The organism is Streptomyces sp. NPDC056231, from assembly GCF_048270745.1.
In the GTDB taxonomy this organism is placed as follows: Bacteria; Actinomycetota; Actinomycetes; order Streptomycetales; family Streptomycetaceae; genus Streptomyces.
This window is the reverse complement of the sequence record NZ_JBLVKW010000001.1, coordinates 38080-52530: the sequence shown is the minus strand read 5'-3', so window position 1 is coordinate 52530 and position 14451 is coordinate 38080. Positions and strand designations below refer to the sequence as shown.

Annotated in this window: 14 protein-coding genes; 5 read left to right on the top strand and 9 right to left on the bottom strand. The window is 68.8% G+C overall.

Annotation, left to right across the window (positions count from 1 at the left end; genetic code table 11):
- Positions 1 to 4: 4 nt before the first annotated feature.
- The 4 genes from ACNPQM_RS00230 to ACNPQM_RS00215 form a co-directional block, all read right to left on the bottom strand.
- The gene (locus ACNPQM_RS00230; protein ID WP_418082345.1) at positions 5 to 418 is read right to left on the bottom strand and encodes a hypothetical protein; all 414 of its coding nucleotides are present in this window, start codon (positions 416 to 418) and stop codon (positions 5 to 7) included.
- A gap of 99 nt (positions 419 to 517) precedes the next feature.
- A complete protein-coding gene (locus tag ACNPQM_RS00225) occupies positions 518 to 943 on the bottom strand; it encodes a CBS domain-containing protein (RefSeq protein ID WP_358858502.1) in 426 nt (141 codons plus the stop codon).
- Positions 944 to 1078: 135 nt separating this feature from the next.
- Positions 1079 to 1813, bottom strand: coding sequence for a DUF305 domain-containing protein (locus ACNPQM_RS00220; RefSeq protein WP_418082344.1), 735 nt, complete (start codon positions 1811 to 1813; stop codon positions 1079 to 1081).
- A complete protein-coding gene (locus ACNPQM_RS00215) occupies positions 1810 to 2487 on the bottom strand; it encodes a DUF3105 domain-containing protein (RefSeq protein ID WP_358858500.1) in 678 nt (225 codons plus the stop codon). The genes ACNPQM_RS00220 and ACNPQM_RS00215 overlap by 4 nt, the downstream gene beginning before the upstream one ends.
- Before the next feature lie 272 nt (positions 2488 to 2759).
- On the opposite strand from ACNPQM_RS00215, the gene glnA reads away from it, so the two are divergent.
- Positions 2760 to 4121 carry a type I glutamate--ammonia ligase gene (gene glnA / locus ACNPQM_RS00210; protein WP_358858499.1) on the top strand — a complete coding sequence of 454 codons (1362 nt, stop codon included), beginning with the start codon at positions 2760 to 2762 and terminating at the stop codon, positions 4119 to 4121.
- 208 nt (positions 4122 to 4329) lie between these two features.
- Here glnA and ACNPQM_RS00205 read toward each other — a convergent pair whose 3' ends face one another.
- Entirely contained in the window at positions 4330 to 4851 is a 522-nt protein-coding gene (locus tag ACNPQM_RS00205; RefSeq protein ID WP_418082343.1) for a hypothetical protein, read from the bottom strand.
- 151 nt (positions 4852 to 5002) lie between these two features.
- Between ACNPQM_RS00205 and ACNPQM_RS00200 the strand changes: the two genes are divergently transcribed.
- Both ACNPQM_RS00200 and ACNPQM_RS00195 read left to right on the top strand, forming a co-directional pair.
- Positions 5003 to 5218 (top strand): hypothetical protein, encoded by a 216-nt coding sequence (locus tag ACNPQM_RS00200; protein WP_418082342.1) that lies wholly within the window; start codon positions 5003 to 5005, stop codon positions 5216 to 5218.
- 211 nt (positions 5219 to 5429) lie between these two features.
- Positions 5430 to 6242: a putative protein N(5)-glutamine methyltransferase gene (locus tag ACNPQM_RS00195; protein ID WP_418082341.1), complete on the top strand. Its 813-nt coding sequence runs from the start codon at positions 5430 to 5432 to the stop codon at positions 6240 to 6242.
- 30 nt (positions 6243 to 6272) lie between these two features.
- Here the strand turns inward: ACNPQM_RS00195 and ACNPQM_RS00190 are convergent, their stop codons facing one another.
- On the bottom strand, positions 6273 to 6617 hold the full coding sequence (locus ACNPQM_RS00190; RefSeq protein ID WP_418082340.1) for a DUF6191 domain-containing protein: 345 nt from the start codon (positions 6615 to 6617) through the stop codon (positions 6273 to 6275).
- Between the two features lie 271 nt (positions 6618 to 6888).
- On the bottom strand, positions 6889 to 7404 hold the full coding sequence (locus ACNPQM_RS00185) for a pyridoxamine 5'-phosphate oxidase family protein (protein WP_418082339.1): 516 nt from the start codon (positions 7402 to 7404) through the stop codon (positions 6889 to 6891).
- 138 nt (positions 7405 to 7542) lie between these two features.
- Between ACNPQM_RS00185 and ACNPQM_RS00180 the strand changes: the two genes are divergently transcribed.
- Positions 7543 to 10533, top strand: a complete 2991-nt coding sequence (locus tag ACNPQM_RS00180; RefSeq protein ID WP_418082338.1) for a bifunctional [glutamine synthetase] adenylyltransferase/[glutamine synthetase]-adenylyl-L-tyrosine phosphorylase — start codon at positions 7543 to 7545, stop codon at positions 10531 to 10533.
- An 83-nt stretch (positions 10534 to 10616) separates the two neighbouring features.
- On the opposite strand, the gene ACNPQM_RS00175 is transcribed toward ACNPQM_RS00180, so the two are convergent.
- Both ACNPQM_RS00175 and ACNPQM_RS00170 read right to left on the bottom strand, forming a co-directional pair.
- On the bottom strand, positions 10617 to 11606 hold the full coding sequence (locus ACNPQM_RS00175) for a phosphatase PAP2 family protein (RefSeq protein ID WP_418082337.1): 990 nt from the start codon (positions 11604 to 11606) through the stop codon (positions 10617 to 10619).
- 89 nt (positions 11607 to 11695) lie between these two features.
- Positions 11696 to 12763 (bottom strand): LacI family DNA-binding transcriptional regulator, encoded by a 1068-nt coding sequence (locus ACNPQM_RS00170; RefSeq protein ID WP_358858491.1) that lies wholly within the window; start codon positions 12761 to 12763, stop codon positions 11696 to 11698.
- A gap of 404 nt (positions 12764 to 13167) precedes the next feature.
- On the opposite strand from ACNPQM_RS00170, the gene ACNPQM_RS00165 reads away from it, so the two are divergent.
- A complete protein-coding gene (locus ACNPQM_RS00165) occupies positions 13168 to 14442 on the top strand; it encodes an extracellular solute-binding protein (protein WP_358858490.1) in 1275 nt (424 codons plus the stop codon).
- Positions 14443 to 14451: the final 9 nt, after the last annotated feature.

The window sequence follows — 14451 nt, the reverse complement described above, 5'->3', positions numbered from 1 at the left end:
GCTCCTATATCCGAAGCACCGACAACCGGGCGGGAACCGTCATCGCGGGCGAGGGGCCGGACCGCAGCGCACGCGACAACAGCGCCCCGGCGGCCACGAGGAGATGCTCCGCGATCAGCCGGCCGACGAGCAGGGCGAGACCCCAGGCGCCCAGCACGGCGAGACAGACTGCCATCGGGTCCGTGCCGTCGCCCCTCGGCAGGGGCGGGACGGAGGAGTGCTCCACCGAGGGCTCCGTCATGGCGCTCGCCGGGTGTACTCCCTGAGCTCCCTGGTCCCGCACGTGGCCCGCCGTCACCACAGCCTCAAGGCCGCTGTGTTCCTCCGGATGCCCGACGGTGTGCATGGTGAAGATCCCGAACAGCAGCGCGGCAAACAGCAACAGCTGTCCGTATGCCGCACTCTGTTTCGGGCCCATGCCAGGGACCCTACCCCCGCTGGGTATGCCTCGCACGCGGGCCCGGCACCCCCGTTGTCAGGGGTGCCGGGCCCGCAGTGGCGCGTTGCCGAACGCCGGTCAGCGGCGGGCGTAGACCTTCTCCGCCCAGCCGGCGATCTGGTCCTCGGAAAGGTGCTGGGCGAGGTCGGCCTCGCTGATCATGCCGATCAGCATCTTGTTCTCGACCACGGGGAGCCGGCGGATCCGGTGGCTCTGCATTTCTTCCAGAACCTCGTTGACCTCTGCGTTCGCATCGATCCAGCGCGGCGTTCCCTGGGCGAGTTCACCCGCGGTCACCCTCGACGGGTCGTGGCCCATCGCCACACAGCCGACCACTATGTCGCGGTCCGTGAGGATGCCGACCATCCGGTCCTTCTCGCCGTTGGCCGAGATCGGCAGTGCGCCGACGTTGTGTTCGCGCATCATCTGGGCGGCGCGGTCGAGCGTCTCGTGCGCGGGGATCCAGTGGGCCCCGGTGTGCATGATGTCCTTGGCGGTGGTCATGAGGAATTCCTCCTGGTGCCGATGGGCACTGCGGTCCGACCCCGAGCGAACCCATCGTCATGGGCCCGTTCGGGGCGCGCGACCGCTATCACCCATTCGGGTGCATCCATGCTGCTGCGGGGCCGGCGGAATGCCTCAGGACCTGGGCTTCGCCCCGCGCGCCGCCAGCATCTGTGCCATCGCGTCCAGCTCGGACTGCTGAGCCTCGACCATGCCCTGGGCGAGCCGCTTCTCCGCCTTCACCGTGCAGAGCTCGGCGCAGCCGCGCGCCATGGCCACGCCGCCCTTGTGGTGGTCGGTCATCAGTTGCAGGAACAGGATCTCGGCCTGCTTGCCGCTCGCCTTCCTGAGCCGGTCGAGTTCGGTCCGGGTGGCCATGCCGGGCATGAGAGCGCCGTCATGCGCGGTGAAGGCGCCGTCCGGCCCGCCCGCGTCCCCCATGCCGGCCATCCCGTCCATGGCGTGGTCACCGTGCGTGCCGTGTCCACCGCGGGGCGTCATCCACCCCATCGGCTCCTGCCCGGCGGCCACCTTCGGCAACTCCCACAGATCCAGCCAGCCGAGCAGCATGCCCCGCTGATTGGCCTGGGTATTGGCGATGTCGTACGCGAAACGGCGTACCTCCTCGTCCTGCGTACGGTCACGCACGATGAAGGACATCTCCACGGCCTGCTGATGGTGGACCGCCATGTCGCGGGCGAACCCTGCGTCGGCCGAGTCCGGGCCGGGCACCCGGACGGCCGCGGCGGCCGCTCCGGGCTGCTTCGCGTCCGCCGTGTCGTCCCGCGCCGAGGCGACCGTCGCCACCCCCGCGAGGAGCAGCGCGAGGGCGACGGCGGAACCGGCCACCCACTGTTTCGTACTGGTCACTGGGACCCCAGCCCGCCCGTGCACGCCGCACCCGGCTCCGGGGTCTGTTCCCCCTGCACGAACTTGGCGAAGAACCGGCCGACCCGCGGGTCATCGGCGCTGTCCACGGTGACCTGCTTGCCCCAGGCGCTCAGCATGATCGTGCCGGCCTGGTCCTGGTACGGGCTCATCAGCGAGTACGGCGTCTTCCCGACCAGGGCCGCGAGCTCGGCCACGTCGGCGGCCGACGCCCTGTCCGTGTATGTCACCCACACCGACCCGTGCTCCAGCGAGTGCACGGCGTTCATGTCGGGGATCGCCTTTTTGTATACCTCGCCGTCGCAATTCATCCAGACGGGGCTGTGGTCACCGCCGACCGGAGGCTTCATCGGGTACGTGACCGCCTTGGTGACGTGGTTGCGGGTTAGTTTCTTCGCGTCCCACGTCTTGAGCCCCTCGATCGGCTCGGCGGCCAGCACCTTCTTCTCCGCCGCGGACGGCGTCGCTTCGTCGGCCGCGACGGTGTTCGTCTTGTCCGCAGCCTCGGACCTGTCCAGCAGCGCGTAGGAACCGAAGGCGACCAGACCAGCGACGACGAGGGCGCTCAGCCCTATGGCGAGGGCGCGGTTGCGACGGTCGCGTGCACGGTCGGTGTTGCGCATCTGCTCTATGCGGGTCCTGCGGTCGAAGCTCATGTCGTCTGGTCCTTCGGTCCTTCTGCGAATGGGCGGGGAGGGACAGGAACGGATCGGGGTACCGGCGCGCACGGGGCAGCTGCGACGCCGTTCCGCCCCTGGGGCCTCTCCTTCGAAGGCCCGCACACCATGGCCGCCGATCGTAGTGGGTGGCCGAGTGCTCCATCTCACGTCGAGTGCGTAATCTGGGTGAAATCCCGGGTCGTGATACTGGAGCTTCTCCCTATCCCGGGCGGTGGTGCACAGACCGTCTGAACTGCAAGGATGTGGCTATGGACAAGCAGCAGGAATTCGTCCTCAGGACACTTGAGGAGCGCGACATCCGCTTTGTGCGCCTGTGGTTCACCGATGTGCTCGGGTATCTCAAGTCCGTTGCCGTGGCCCCTGCCGAGCTGGAACAGGCGTTTGACGAGGGAATCGGCTTCGACGGCTCTGCCATCGAGGGCTTCGCCCGGGTGTACGAGTCCGACATGATCGCCAAGCCGGATCCGGGCACCTTCCAGATCCTGCCCTGGCGTGCGGAGGCCCCCGGCACCGCGCGAATGTTCTGCGACATCCTGATGCCCGACGGTTCGCCGTCCTTCGCCGACCCGCGCTATGTGCTCAAGCGCATCCTTGCCAAGACCTCCGACCTGGGTTTCACCTTCTACACCCACCCGGAGATCGAGTTCTTCCTGCTGAAGAACAAGCCGGTCGACGGCAGCCGCCCGACCCCCGCCGACAGCTCCGGCTACTTCGACCACACCCCGCAGAACGTCGGCATGGACTTCCGTCGCCAGGCGATCACCATGCTCGAATCCATGGGCATCTCCGTCGAGTTCAGCCACCACGAGGGCGCCCCCGGCCAGCAGGAGATCGACCTGCGGTACGCGGACGCGCTCTCGACCGCCGACAACATCATGACCTTCCGTCTCGTCATGAAGCAGGTGGCGCTGGAGCAGGGCGTGCAGGCGACGTTCATGCCGAAGCCGTTCTCGGAGCACCCCGGCTCCGGCATGCACACCCACCTCTCCCTCTTCGAGGGCGACCGCAACGCGTTCTACGAGTCGGGCGCCGAGTATCAGCTCTCCAAGGTCGGCCGCTCCTTCATCGCCGGCCTGCTGAAGCACGCCGCGGAGATCTCCGCCGTGACGAACCAGTGGGTCAACTCGTACAAGCGCATCTGGGGAGGCTCCTCGCGCGCCGCGGGCGCCGGCGGCGAAGCCCCCTCGTACATCTGCTGGGGCCACAACAACCGTTCCGCGCTGATCCGAGTCCCGATGTACAAGCCCGGCAAGACCGGTTCGGCCCGTGTCGAGGTCCGCTCCATCGACTCCGGCGCCAACCCCTATCTGACGTACGCGGTGCTGCTCGCCGCGGGCCTCAAGGGCATCCAGGAGGGGTACGAACTCCCGGCAGGCGCCGACGACGACGTGTGGGCGCTGTCCGACGCCGAGCGCCGCGCGATGGGCATCGAGCCGCTGCCGCAGAACCTGGGCGAGGCGATCTCGCTGATGGAGAAGAGCGAACTGGTCGCCGAGACGCTCGGCGAGCATGTCTTCGACTTCTTCTTGCGCAACAAGAAGCAGGAGTGGGAGGAGTACCGCAGCGAGGTCACGGCCTTCGAGCTGAAGGCACTGCTGCCGGTGCTGTAGTCGCAGGCCGGCGCTGTCCGAGCGAACGTACGCGGCTTCGGGCCGACGGTTCCGTGCCGTCGGCCCGAAGCCGTTTCACCCGCCCTGGGCGGTGCGACGGGGCAGAGATATGCGGCTGATCGTCTTCACGGGTGCCACGAGCCGCACTACGCGCGAGCGGATGCGATGTGAGCCGACGGTGACTCGCGGCGCGACGGTTTTCCAGAACTCAGTGCTGGAGCGCGACCTTGGCGGCCACGATGATGAGCCCGAGCACCAGGTTGACGGCAGCGACGGACGCCACTGCACCGCGCGAGGCGCCGGCCCGGATGACAGCGGCACTGGCCCAGCTGACTTGCTGGGCCACAGCGACGCCCAGCGCGAGCCAAGCCGCCCCTTCGAGACCCAGGCCCAGGAACGGACTGATCGCGACAGCGGCGGCCGGCAGGAAGGCCGACTGCACGATCGGCCACTGGCGAGCCATGACGTGGCGGATCTCCCGCCACGTCACGGCCTCGTGCTTCAACCGGTCCCCGACAAAATCGGCGTAGACGTGCGCGGCCCAGAACACCCCACCGGTGCACAGCAGAAGCACCACGAGCTCAAAGCGTGGATAGTGGCCGAGCGCACTGGCCCCGGCCACCACTGATGCGGCCAGGAGCGAACCATAGATTGCGCCCGTGTAGTCAGTGCGGACCGCATCGGTCGGTTGACGGGAGTTCGATTCATCCGGAGAGGTGCGGTGTGCCACCTGTCCAGGATCGCAAGAGAGGCCGGATCTTGCCATTGCACCGCTGCGGCTCGCTCCGGGCCCGGAGCGGATGCGCGCCGGCTGACTCTGGACGAGGTGTGTCCGGTGGGCGACACTGCGGACAGAAGGTCGGATCAGACACGGGGGATTCATGACACACGTGCTCGTGCTGCTCGGTGGGCTGCTGGCGTTAATCGTCGCGCTCATCGTCAGACTGCAGCTGAGGTCGCGGCGCAGGACCGAGAACTTCGACGGCCAGCAGATCGAGCGGCAGCATCGCGAAGCGATCCGGCACACCCGCGCGAACAACACCTCTATAGCGGTCCACAACCGGTTCTACGACGGCGGTGGCGGCCGCCGTTCGTGACCGGCCGTCCGCGCGTACCGCCCGGTCCGGCCCGTGGCAGGCACCGGGACTCGATTCGGGTAGTGTTGCCGACCCCAGCACAGGGACGGACCGAGGAGGTGAGACCCATTACCGCTGTATCAGGCTGGGTGCTCATCTCTCGCGATTGCGTGGTCGGACCGGTATAGGCGGACCGCGGAGCACCCATCGGCATTCCGAAAGGCTCCGCTCCATGTCGCTTTCCTCGACACCGCTCCCTTACTCCGTCATCGTCAACAGACTTGGCGCCGCCGGCTGTGTATTCGCCGAGGACGAGGCGGATTTGATCCTCTCCACAGCCGTGGATCCGGCCGAACTCGCGGCCATGGTCGACCGGCGGACAGCCGGAATCCCCCTCGAACACGTCCTCGGCTGGGCCGAGTTCCGTGGTCTGCGGATCAGCGTGGACCCCGGTGTATTCGTCCCCCGGCGCCGTACCGAATTCCTTGTCGACCAGGCTGTCGGTCTCGTACGCCCCTCGGACGGACCTGCCGTCGTCGTCGATCTGTGCTGCGGTTCCGGTGCGCTGGGCGCCGCGCTCGCTGCCGCCCTGGACCTCGTCGAGCTGCACTCCAGCGATGTCGAACCCGCCGCGGTGCGGTGCGCGCGCCGCAATGTCGCCGGCGCGGGGGAGGTGTACGAGGGTGACCTCTTCGAACCGCTGCCCGCCTCGCTGCGCGGCCGCGTCGGGATTCTGCTCGCCAATGTGCCGTACGTACCCAGCGAGGACGTCGAACTCCTGCCCGCGGAGGCCCGGGTCCATGAACCGAGGGTGGCGCTCGACGGTGGGGGCGACGGGCTCGACGTGCTGCGCAGAGTGACGGCCGAAGCGCCTCGGTGGCTCGCACCGGGTGGGCATCTGCTGGTCGAGACGAGTGAACGGCAGGCGGCGCGGGCCCAGGAGACCGTCGCCCGGAGCGGGCTGACTGCGCGGGTGGTCACCTCCGACGAGCTGTACGCGACCGTCGTCATCGGTACGAAGCCCGTTGCCGGCAACGGCAGGTAGCCGGTCCCGGGGCGCCTGAGCGGTTCTCGCTCAGGCGCCGCGTGATCCGTCGGCGCGCTTGCACGGGGACGGCGGTGGTACGGGACCGGCGTGGAACACGGCCGTCCGTGCGTCCAGATCCACCCCCATCCGGGGCGGTGCACCGTCCGGGGCGTCGTCCTTGAGGACCTGCTCCTCCACCCGGTGCTCGATCTGCACACGTTTGGCCGAATTCAGGAACGCGTGCAGTTCGTCGGCGACCGAGGCCCCCACGCCCAGCCCGTGACGAGGGGTGCGGGCCGCGAGGACGCGGCGTAACCAGTCGGGGCGGCCGGTGCGTACGACCACATGACGGGCCGATGCCAACAGGAACGGCACCAGGACCAGTACGGCCATCAACAGCAGGCTCGACATCATCACCATGCCCCGCCAACGCCCTGGCGGCCCGCGCGGTTCCGCTGCGCGGGCCTGCGCCAGGGGTCAGCGCTCAGCTCTCGGCGCTCAGAGCCTGTCGGGTGACCTCTGATCGGGCGGCCACGCCCTGGCACGCACGCTTCCCGCGTTGCCGAAATATCCTAGTAGCTCCGCTACGAGGACATCCCGCCGCCTTGGAATCGCACGCACCAGACCGCGTCCGCTATCCGATCGAAGGTCACCCGACAGGCTCTCAGCCGAAGAGCCAGCGCGTCTGGCTGTACGGCTCTCCCTTGCCGAAGCCGAATGCCTTGCGCGGGGTCACGCCGAACACGTCGGCGCGTCCGCCCGCACCGTTCGCGAACGCGCCCGCGTGGACCTCGAAGTGCCAGTCCGCGCCGTACTTCTCCTCCCAGAGCTCCGCCAGCCGGGTCAGCCGGGTCTCGTCCGTCACCGGGACCGCCCTGCCCTCGACCACCACGTCGAAGCCCCGGGACAGGGTGTTGGTGCCGGTCGTCAGCACGACCTCCGGGTTCTCCGCCAGGTTCCGCGCCTTGCGCTCCGTCGGGCCCGTGCAGAAGTGCAGCGTGCCGTCCGTCCATAGCCCGATCAGCGGAGTGACGTGCGGGCGGCCGTCCGGGCGGACCGTGGACAGCCAGAACACCTCTGCCTGCGTCAGCACACCCACGGCTTCCGACCACGGGCGGGCGGTGGCTCTCTTGTCGCTGTACTCGTGATGCAGCTCGGCGACGGGTTCGGGTCCGGACATGGGCGCGCCCTCCTGATACAGGTCCTGCAGGCGATCGTGCCTGCAGAGTACAGACGGCGCAGCCGCTACGAATTCATCGGCACCGGGCTAGGCTCGGAATGCTGGGACGGGAACGGGCGGCGAGCAGGAGAGCACGGAATGACGACGGTGCCGGGGCGCAGAAGCAGTACGTTCACCCGACTGCTGCGGCACGGTTTCACCGACCCCGCCGCCGCCGAGCGGCTGCTCGACCTGCCCGCCCTGGCGTCCGTACGCACCGATCCAGTGCTGCTCGACGCGCTCGGGGCGACCGCCGACCCCGATCTGGCGCTGCGGGGACTCGCCCGGCTGGTGGAGGCGGAGGAAGCCGACGAGCGGCAGATGCTGCTGGACACGCTCGTCTCCGCCAAGCCGCTGCGGGACCGGCTGCTCGGGGTGCTCGGGGCGTCCGAGGCCCTCGGCGACCATCTGGCCCGGCACCCCCGCCACTGGCAGGCGCTCGTCATGTACGAGGCGACGGACCTGCACCCCGGGGTCGCCGAATTCGAGCACGAGCTCGGGGACGCCCACGACCCGGACACGCTGCGCATCGCCTACCGCCGGTGCCTGCTGGCCATAGCGGCCCGGGATGTCTGCGGTACGACGGACGTCGCCGAGACCGCCGCCGAACTCGCCGACCTGGCGACCGCCACCCTGCGGGCCGCGCTCGCCATCGCCCGGACGGCCGCACCCGCCGACGCCGCCCTGTGCCGGCTGGCGGTCATCGCGATGGGCAAGTGCGGCGGGCACGAACTGAACTACGTCTCCGACGTCGACGTCATCTTCGTGGCGGAACCCGTCGACAGCTCGGGGGAGAGCAAGGCCCTCCAGGCCGCCACCCGGCTGGCCGCGCACATGATGCGGATCTGCTCCGAGACGACCGTCGAGGGCACCATCTGGCCGGTCGACGCCAACCTCCGGCCCGAGGGCCGCAACGGACCGCTGGTTCGGACGCTCTCCTCACATCTCGCGTACTACCAACGCTGGGCCAAGACCTGGGAGTTCCAGGCACTGCTCAAGGCCCGGCCGGTGGCCGGAGACCCCGAGCTGGGTGCGGAGTACGTCGAAGCCGTCTCGCCGATGGTCTGGCAGGCAGCCGACCGGGAGAATTTCGTCGGCGACGTACAGAAGATGCGCCGCCGCGTCGTCGACAACATCCCCGCGGACCGCATCGACCGTGAGATCAAGCTCGGGCCCGGCGGGCTGCGGGACGTCGAGTTCGCCGTACAGCTGCTGCAGCTCGTGCACGGCCGCAGCGACGCGTCCCTGCACAGCGGTTCGACCTTGGACGCCTTGCGGGCGCTCGCCCAGGGAGGTTACGTCGGCCGGGTGGACGCCGCGCAGTTCGACGACGCGTACCGCTTCCTGCGCGCCATGGAGCACCGCATCCAGCTCTACCGGCTGCGCCGCACCCACCTCGTGCCCGAGGACGAGTCGGATCTGCGCCGGCTCGGGCGCTCCCTCGGGATGCGTATGGACCCCATCGCCGAGATCAACCAGGCGTGGAAGCGGCACGCGTCCGTGGTGCGGCGGCTGCACGAGAAACTGTTCTACCGGCCGCTGCTGGACGCCGTCGCCCAGCTGGCACCCGGCGAGACCCGGCTCAGCGCGAAGGCCGCCGGGGTCCGGCTCGAAGCCCTCGGTTACGCCGATCCGGCCGCCGCGCTCCGGCACCTGGAGGCGCTGTCGTCCGGGGTGTCCCGCAAGGCGGCGATCCAGCGGACCCTGCTGCCGGTGCTGCTCGGCTGGTTCGCGGACTCCGCCGACCCGGACGCCGGGCTCCTCGGCTTCCGCAAGGTGTCCGACGCGCTCGGCAAGACCCCCTGGTACCTGCGGCTGCTGCGCGACGAGGGCGCGGCGGCGGAGAACCTCGCCCGCGTTCTGTCGGCCGGCCGGCTCGCCCCCGACCTGCTGCTGCGGGCGCCCGAGGCGGTGGCGATCCTCGGCGACCCGCAGGGGCTGAAGCCGCGCAGCCGGAACCACCTGGAGCAGGAGGTGCTGGCCGCGGTGGGGCGGTCCGAGAACGCCGAGTCGGCGGTCGCGGTGGTCCGCGGTGTGCGACGGCGCGAACTGTTCCGTACGACGGCGGCCGACCTCATCGGCTCGTACGGCACGGAGGAGAACCCCGCGGAACTCGACCACGGCGCACTCGTCGACCGGGTCGGTAACGCGGTCACGGACCTGAATGCGGTCACCATCGCGGGCGCGCTGCGCGCCGCCGTACGCGAACAGTGGGGCGACACCCTTCCCACCCGGTTCGCCGTCATCGGCATGGGCCGCTTCGGTGGTCATGAACTCGGTTACGGCTCCGACGCCGATGTCCTGTTCGTGCACACACCGCGGGAGGGCGTCGACGAGCAGGAGGCGACCCGGGCAGCCAACAGCGTCGTTGCCGAAATGCGCAGACTGCTGCAGCTGCCCACCGCCGACCCGCCACTGCTCATCGACGCGGATCTGCGGCCGGAGGGCAAGAGCGGACCACTGGTGCGCACATTGAAGTCGTACGACGCGTACTACCGGCGCTGGTCGCTGATCTGGGAGAGCCAGGCCCTGCTGCGCGCCGAGCCCATGGCGGGTGACGCGGAGCTCGGCCGCGACTTCATCGACCTGATCGATCCCCTGCGCTACCCGATGGAGGGGCTGGGGGAGGACGCGGTCCGCGAGATCCGCCGCCTCAAGGCCCGGATGGAGTCCGAGCGGATGCCGCGCGGCGCCGACCCGACGCTCCACACGAAGCTGGGGAGGGGCGGGCTGAGCGACGTCGAGTGGACGGTCCAGCTGTTGCAGATGCAGCATGGCTGGGTGGAACCGGGGCTGCGCACGACCCGCACACGCGAGGCGCTGGCCGCGGCGTGTGCGGCGGAACTGATCTCCGGCGAGGACGCACAGACGCTGGACGAGGCATGGGTCCTGGCGACTCGGGTCCGCAACGCGGTGATGCTGGTGCGCGGACGCCCGGGGGACACGTTCCCTTCGGGGCCGCGGGAGCTGACGGCGGTGGGGCGGTACCTGGGGTACGAGCCGGGGCACGTGGGGGACATGCTGGACGACTACCGGCGGATCACGCGGCGGGCGCGCGCGGTGGTGGAGGAGCAGTTCTACGGGGCGTGAGGCGGAGCTCGATCCTCAAGCATCGGCCGGCGGGCGTTATCGGGCGTCGGCCGCGGAGTCACGGATGGCCCGCGGCGAAACCCTCAACGGCGCGCCGCCACGTCCGCCGCGGGGTGGCCCGCCCGGATCGGTATTCCCGCGCTCAGCCCTGCCAGGCGTGCCCGCCCCCGCGGCACCTGCACCCGCTTCGCGAGGTGGTGCGGCAGCGCCCCGTACCAGGCGTACGACACCGCGAAACCGAACGTCAGGCAGGCCGTACCGCCCATCGCGTCGAGCCAGAAATGGTTGGCCGTCGACACGATCACGACCAGGGTGACCGCCGGGTAGAGCAGGCCCAGGATCCGCGCCCAGGGCGCAGACGCCAGCGCGAAGACGGTCAGCCCGCACCACAGCGACCAGCCGATGTGCATGGACGGCATCGCCGCGTACTGGTTCGACATGTTCTTGAAGTTGCCCGAGGCCATCGAACCCCAGGTGTGGTGCACCAGCACGGTGTCGATGAAGTGCCCGCGGTTCATCAGACGGGGCGGTGCGAGCGGATACAGGTAGTAACCGAGCAGTGCTACACCCGTCGTTGCGAACAGCGTCAGACGCGCTGCCGCGTAACGGCCGGGATGGAAGCGGAACAGCCACACCAGCACACCGATGGTGACGACGAAGTGCAGTGTCGCGTAGTAGTAGTCCATCGAGACGACCAGCCATGTCACGGAACTCACCGCGTGGTTGACCGTCTGTTCGACGGCGACGCCCAGGAACCTCTCCACCGACCAGAGCCGGTCGGCATTCGCCAGCGCCGCCGCCTTCTGCTCGGGGACGGCGTTTCGCACCAGCGAGTAGAGCCAGTAACTGGCCGCGATCAGCAGGACTTCGAACCAGATGCGCGGCCTATGGGGGGACCGCAGCGAGCGCAGTCTCGCCGGCCGGTCGTTCCGCTTCGCCTCCGGGGCGTGTTTCGAAAGTCCCGCCTGGGCCGCCCTGCGGGCGGACGACGGTCCTTTCGGAACACGCCCGAGGGCCGCCTCGTCCGCGATGGGTGACGGGGGAGCCGTCGTTCGGCCTTCCTGTGACTTCACGCGCAATTCACCCATAGGCATCGATTCCGCCAGATGTGCTCCTCTACCCGATCATCCTCCCGTCGGGTTCCGGCTGCACGTGATGCACCCTATGGGCGGGTGTGCGACCCTGGGCCGATTCCGGAAGCGGACGACGGATCCGGGCCGGGGCCCGCGGCAGTGGAACCGCGTACGACCAGTTCCGGCATGAAGACGAACTCGCTGTGCGGAGCCGGTGTGCCACCGATTTCCTCGAGCAGGGTGCGGACCGCGGCCTGACCCATCGCCGTGACCGGCTGCCGAATCGTCGTCAGCGGCGGATCGGTGAACGCTATGAGCGGCGAATCGTCGTAGCCGACGACCGACAGGTCGCGCGGCACCTCCATCGACAGCCTGCGCGCGGCCCGGATCGCTCCGAGCGCCATCATGTCGCTCGCGCACACCACTGCCGTGCACCCGCGCTCGATCAGTGCGGAGGCGGCCGCCTGGCCACCCTCCAGCGTGTACAGCGAGTGCTGAATCAGTTCCTCCACCTCGTCCGAGGTGAGGTTCAACTGCTCCTGCACGGTGGCGCGGAAGCCCTCGATCTTGCGGAGTACGGGAACGAAACGCTTGGGTCCGACCGCGAGACCGATCCGCTGATGGCCGAGTGACACCAGATGCGTCACCGCGAGCCGCATCGCCGCCCGGTCGTCGGGTGAGATGAAGGGTGCCTGGACTTTCGGCGAGAATCCGTTGACCAGGACGAAAGGGACGCCCTGGGCGCGCAGTTGCTCGTACCGCTGCATATCGGCCGAGGTGTCGGCGTGCAGACCCGAGACGAAGATGATGCCGGAGACGCCACGGTCGACGAGCATCTCGGTGAGCTCGTCCTCGGTGGAACCGCCGGGCGTCTGTGTGGCCAGCACCGGGGTGTAGCCCTGCCGGGTCAGCGCCTGGCCGATCACCTGGGCGAGCGCCGGGAAGATGGGGTTCTCCAGCTCGGGCGTGATCAGCCCGACCAGCCCCGCGCTGCGCCTGCGCAGCCGTACCGGCCGTTCGTAGCCGAGGACGTCGAGCGCGGCGAGTACGGATTCGCGGGTGGCCGCAGCAACGCCGGGCTTGCCGTTCAGTACACGGCTGACCGTAGCTTCGCTGACCCCCGCCTGAGTTGCGATATCGGCAAGCCGTGCGGTCATGGAAGTGGACTGTACCGGGCGTATGTCGGATTGCCCACCATGCGCAGGAATCGGGCGACCGGACCCGTAGGTCACGCGCGGCAACCGCGTGCGCCGGTGAGCGGCCTCGCCCCGGAGCATCGTCGCAGACACGGATGCCGCAACTTCTTGCAAGGATTTACGAAGGCGCCATGCTGCTTGCGGTCGGATTGTCGCACCGCGGAATCGGCCGCCTGCTCCTTTTCCTGTCGGGGTGGGGGGTCTCGTCAAGAGGCTTGACGGCAACCTTGAGGACACGCGAATGTAACGATCGTCGAAGCTTGCAGAAATCTTCCGCAAGGTCTTTCGACCTTCTTGCATCCTTGTTACGTTCACGTCGACCCGGCGCCGCGACGGAGCGGTACGGCAGTTGAAGGAGTTCACAGATGCGACGTGGCATAACGGCCACCGCCCTGGTCGCGGCCCTGGCGCTCGCGGCGACCGCCTGCGGCAGTGACGACAAGTCCGACGGCACCAGCAAGGGCTCGGGGGAGCTTTCCGGGACCGTGACGTGGTGGGACACCTCCACCGTGGGCAGCGAGGACAAGGTCTTCAAGAAGCTCGCCGAGGACTTCACCAAGCAGCACCCGAAGGTCCACATCAAGTACGTCAACGTGCCCTTCGGTGACGCGCAGAACAAGTTCAAGAACGCCGCCCAGTCCGGCTCCGACGCACCCGACGTCATCCGCTCCGAGGTCGCCTGGACCCCCGAGTTCGCGGACCTCGGCTACCTGGCCCCGCTCGACGGCACCTCCGCGCTGAAGAACCCGGACGACTTCCTGAAGCAGGCCGCCGCGTCCACCAAGTACAACGGCAAGACGTACGCGGTGCCGCAGGTCATCGACTCCATGGGCATCTTCTACAACAAGAAGATCTTCAAGGAGGCCGGCGTCGAGGTCCCCAAGACCATCGACGAGCTGAAGTCTGTCTCCAAGAAGATCAAGGACAAGACCGGCAAGACCGGCATGTACCTGCGCGGCGACGACGCGTACTGGTTCCTCTCCTTCCTCTACGGCGAGGGCGGCGACATGGTCGACGCCTCCACCAAGTCCGTCACCATCGACAACCCTGCGGGCGTCAAGGCGATGAAGGTCGTCAAGGACCTCGTCGACTCCGGTGCGGCCAAGACCGATGCCACGGACGGCTGGGAGAACATGCAGTCGTCCTTCAAGGACGGCAAGGTCGCCATGATCATCAACGGCCCGTGGGCCGTCGCCGACACCTACGCCGGCCAGGAGTTCAAGGACAAGGCCAACCTGGGCATCGCCCCGGTCCCGGCCGGCTCCGCCGCGCAGGGCGCTCCGCAGGGCGGTCACAACCTGGCCGTCTACGCGGGCTCCAAGAACCTCGATGCCTCCTACGCGTTCGTCGACTACATGACGTCCGCGGACACCCAGGCCAAGGTCACCAAGGAGCTGAGCCTCCTGCCGACCCGTACCTCCGCCTACGCCAAGCAGGACGTCGTCGACAACGAGATCGTCGGCTTCTTCAAGCCCGTCGTCGAGACCGCCGTCGAGCGTCCCTGGATCCCGGAGACCGGCAGCCTCTTCGCCCCGCTCGTCACCGAGTACACCAAGGTTCTGACCGGCCAGACCACTCCGGAGAAGGGCGTCAAGTCCACCGGTGACTCCTACCGCAAGCTCCTCAAGGGCTGGAAGTAACTCAGGAAG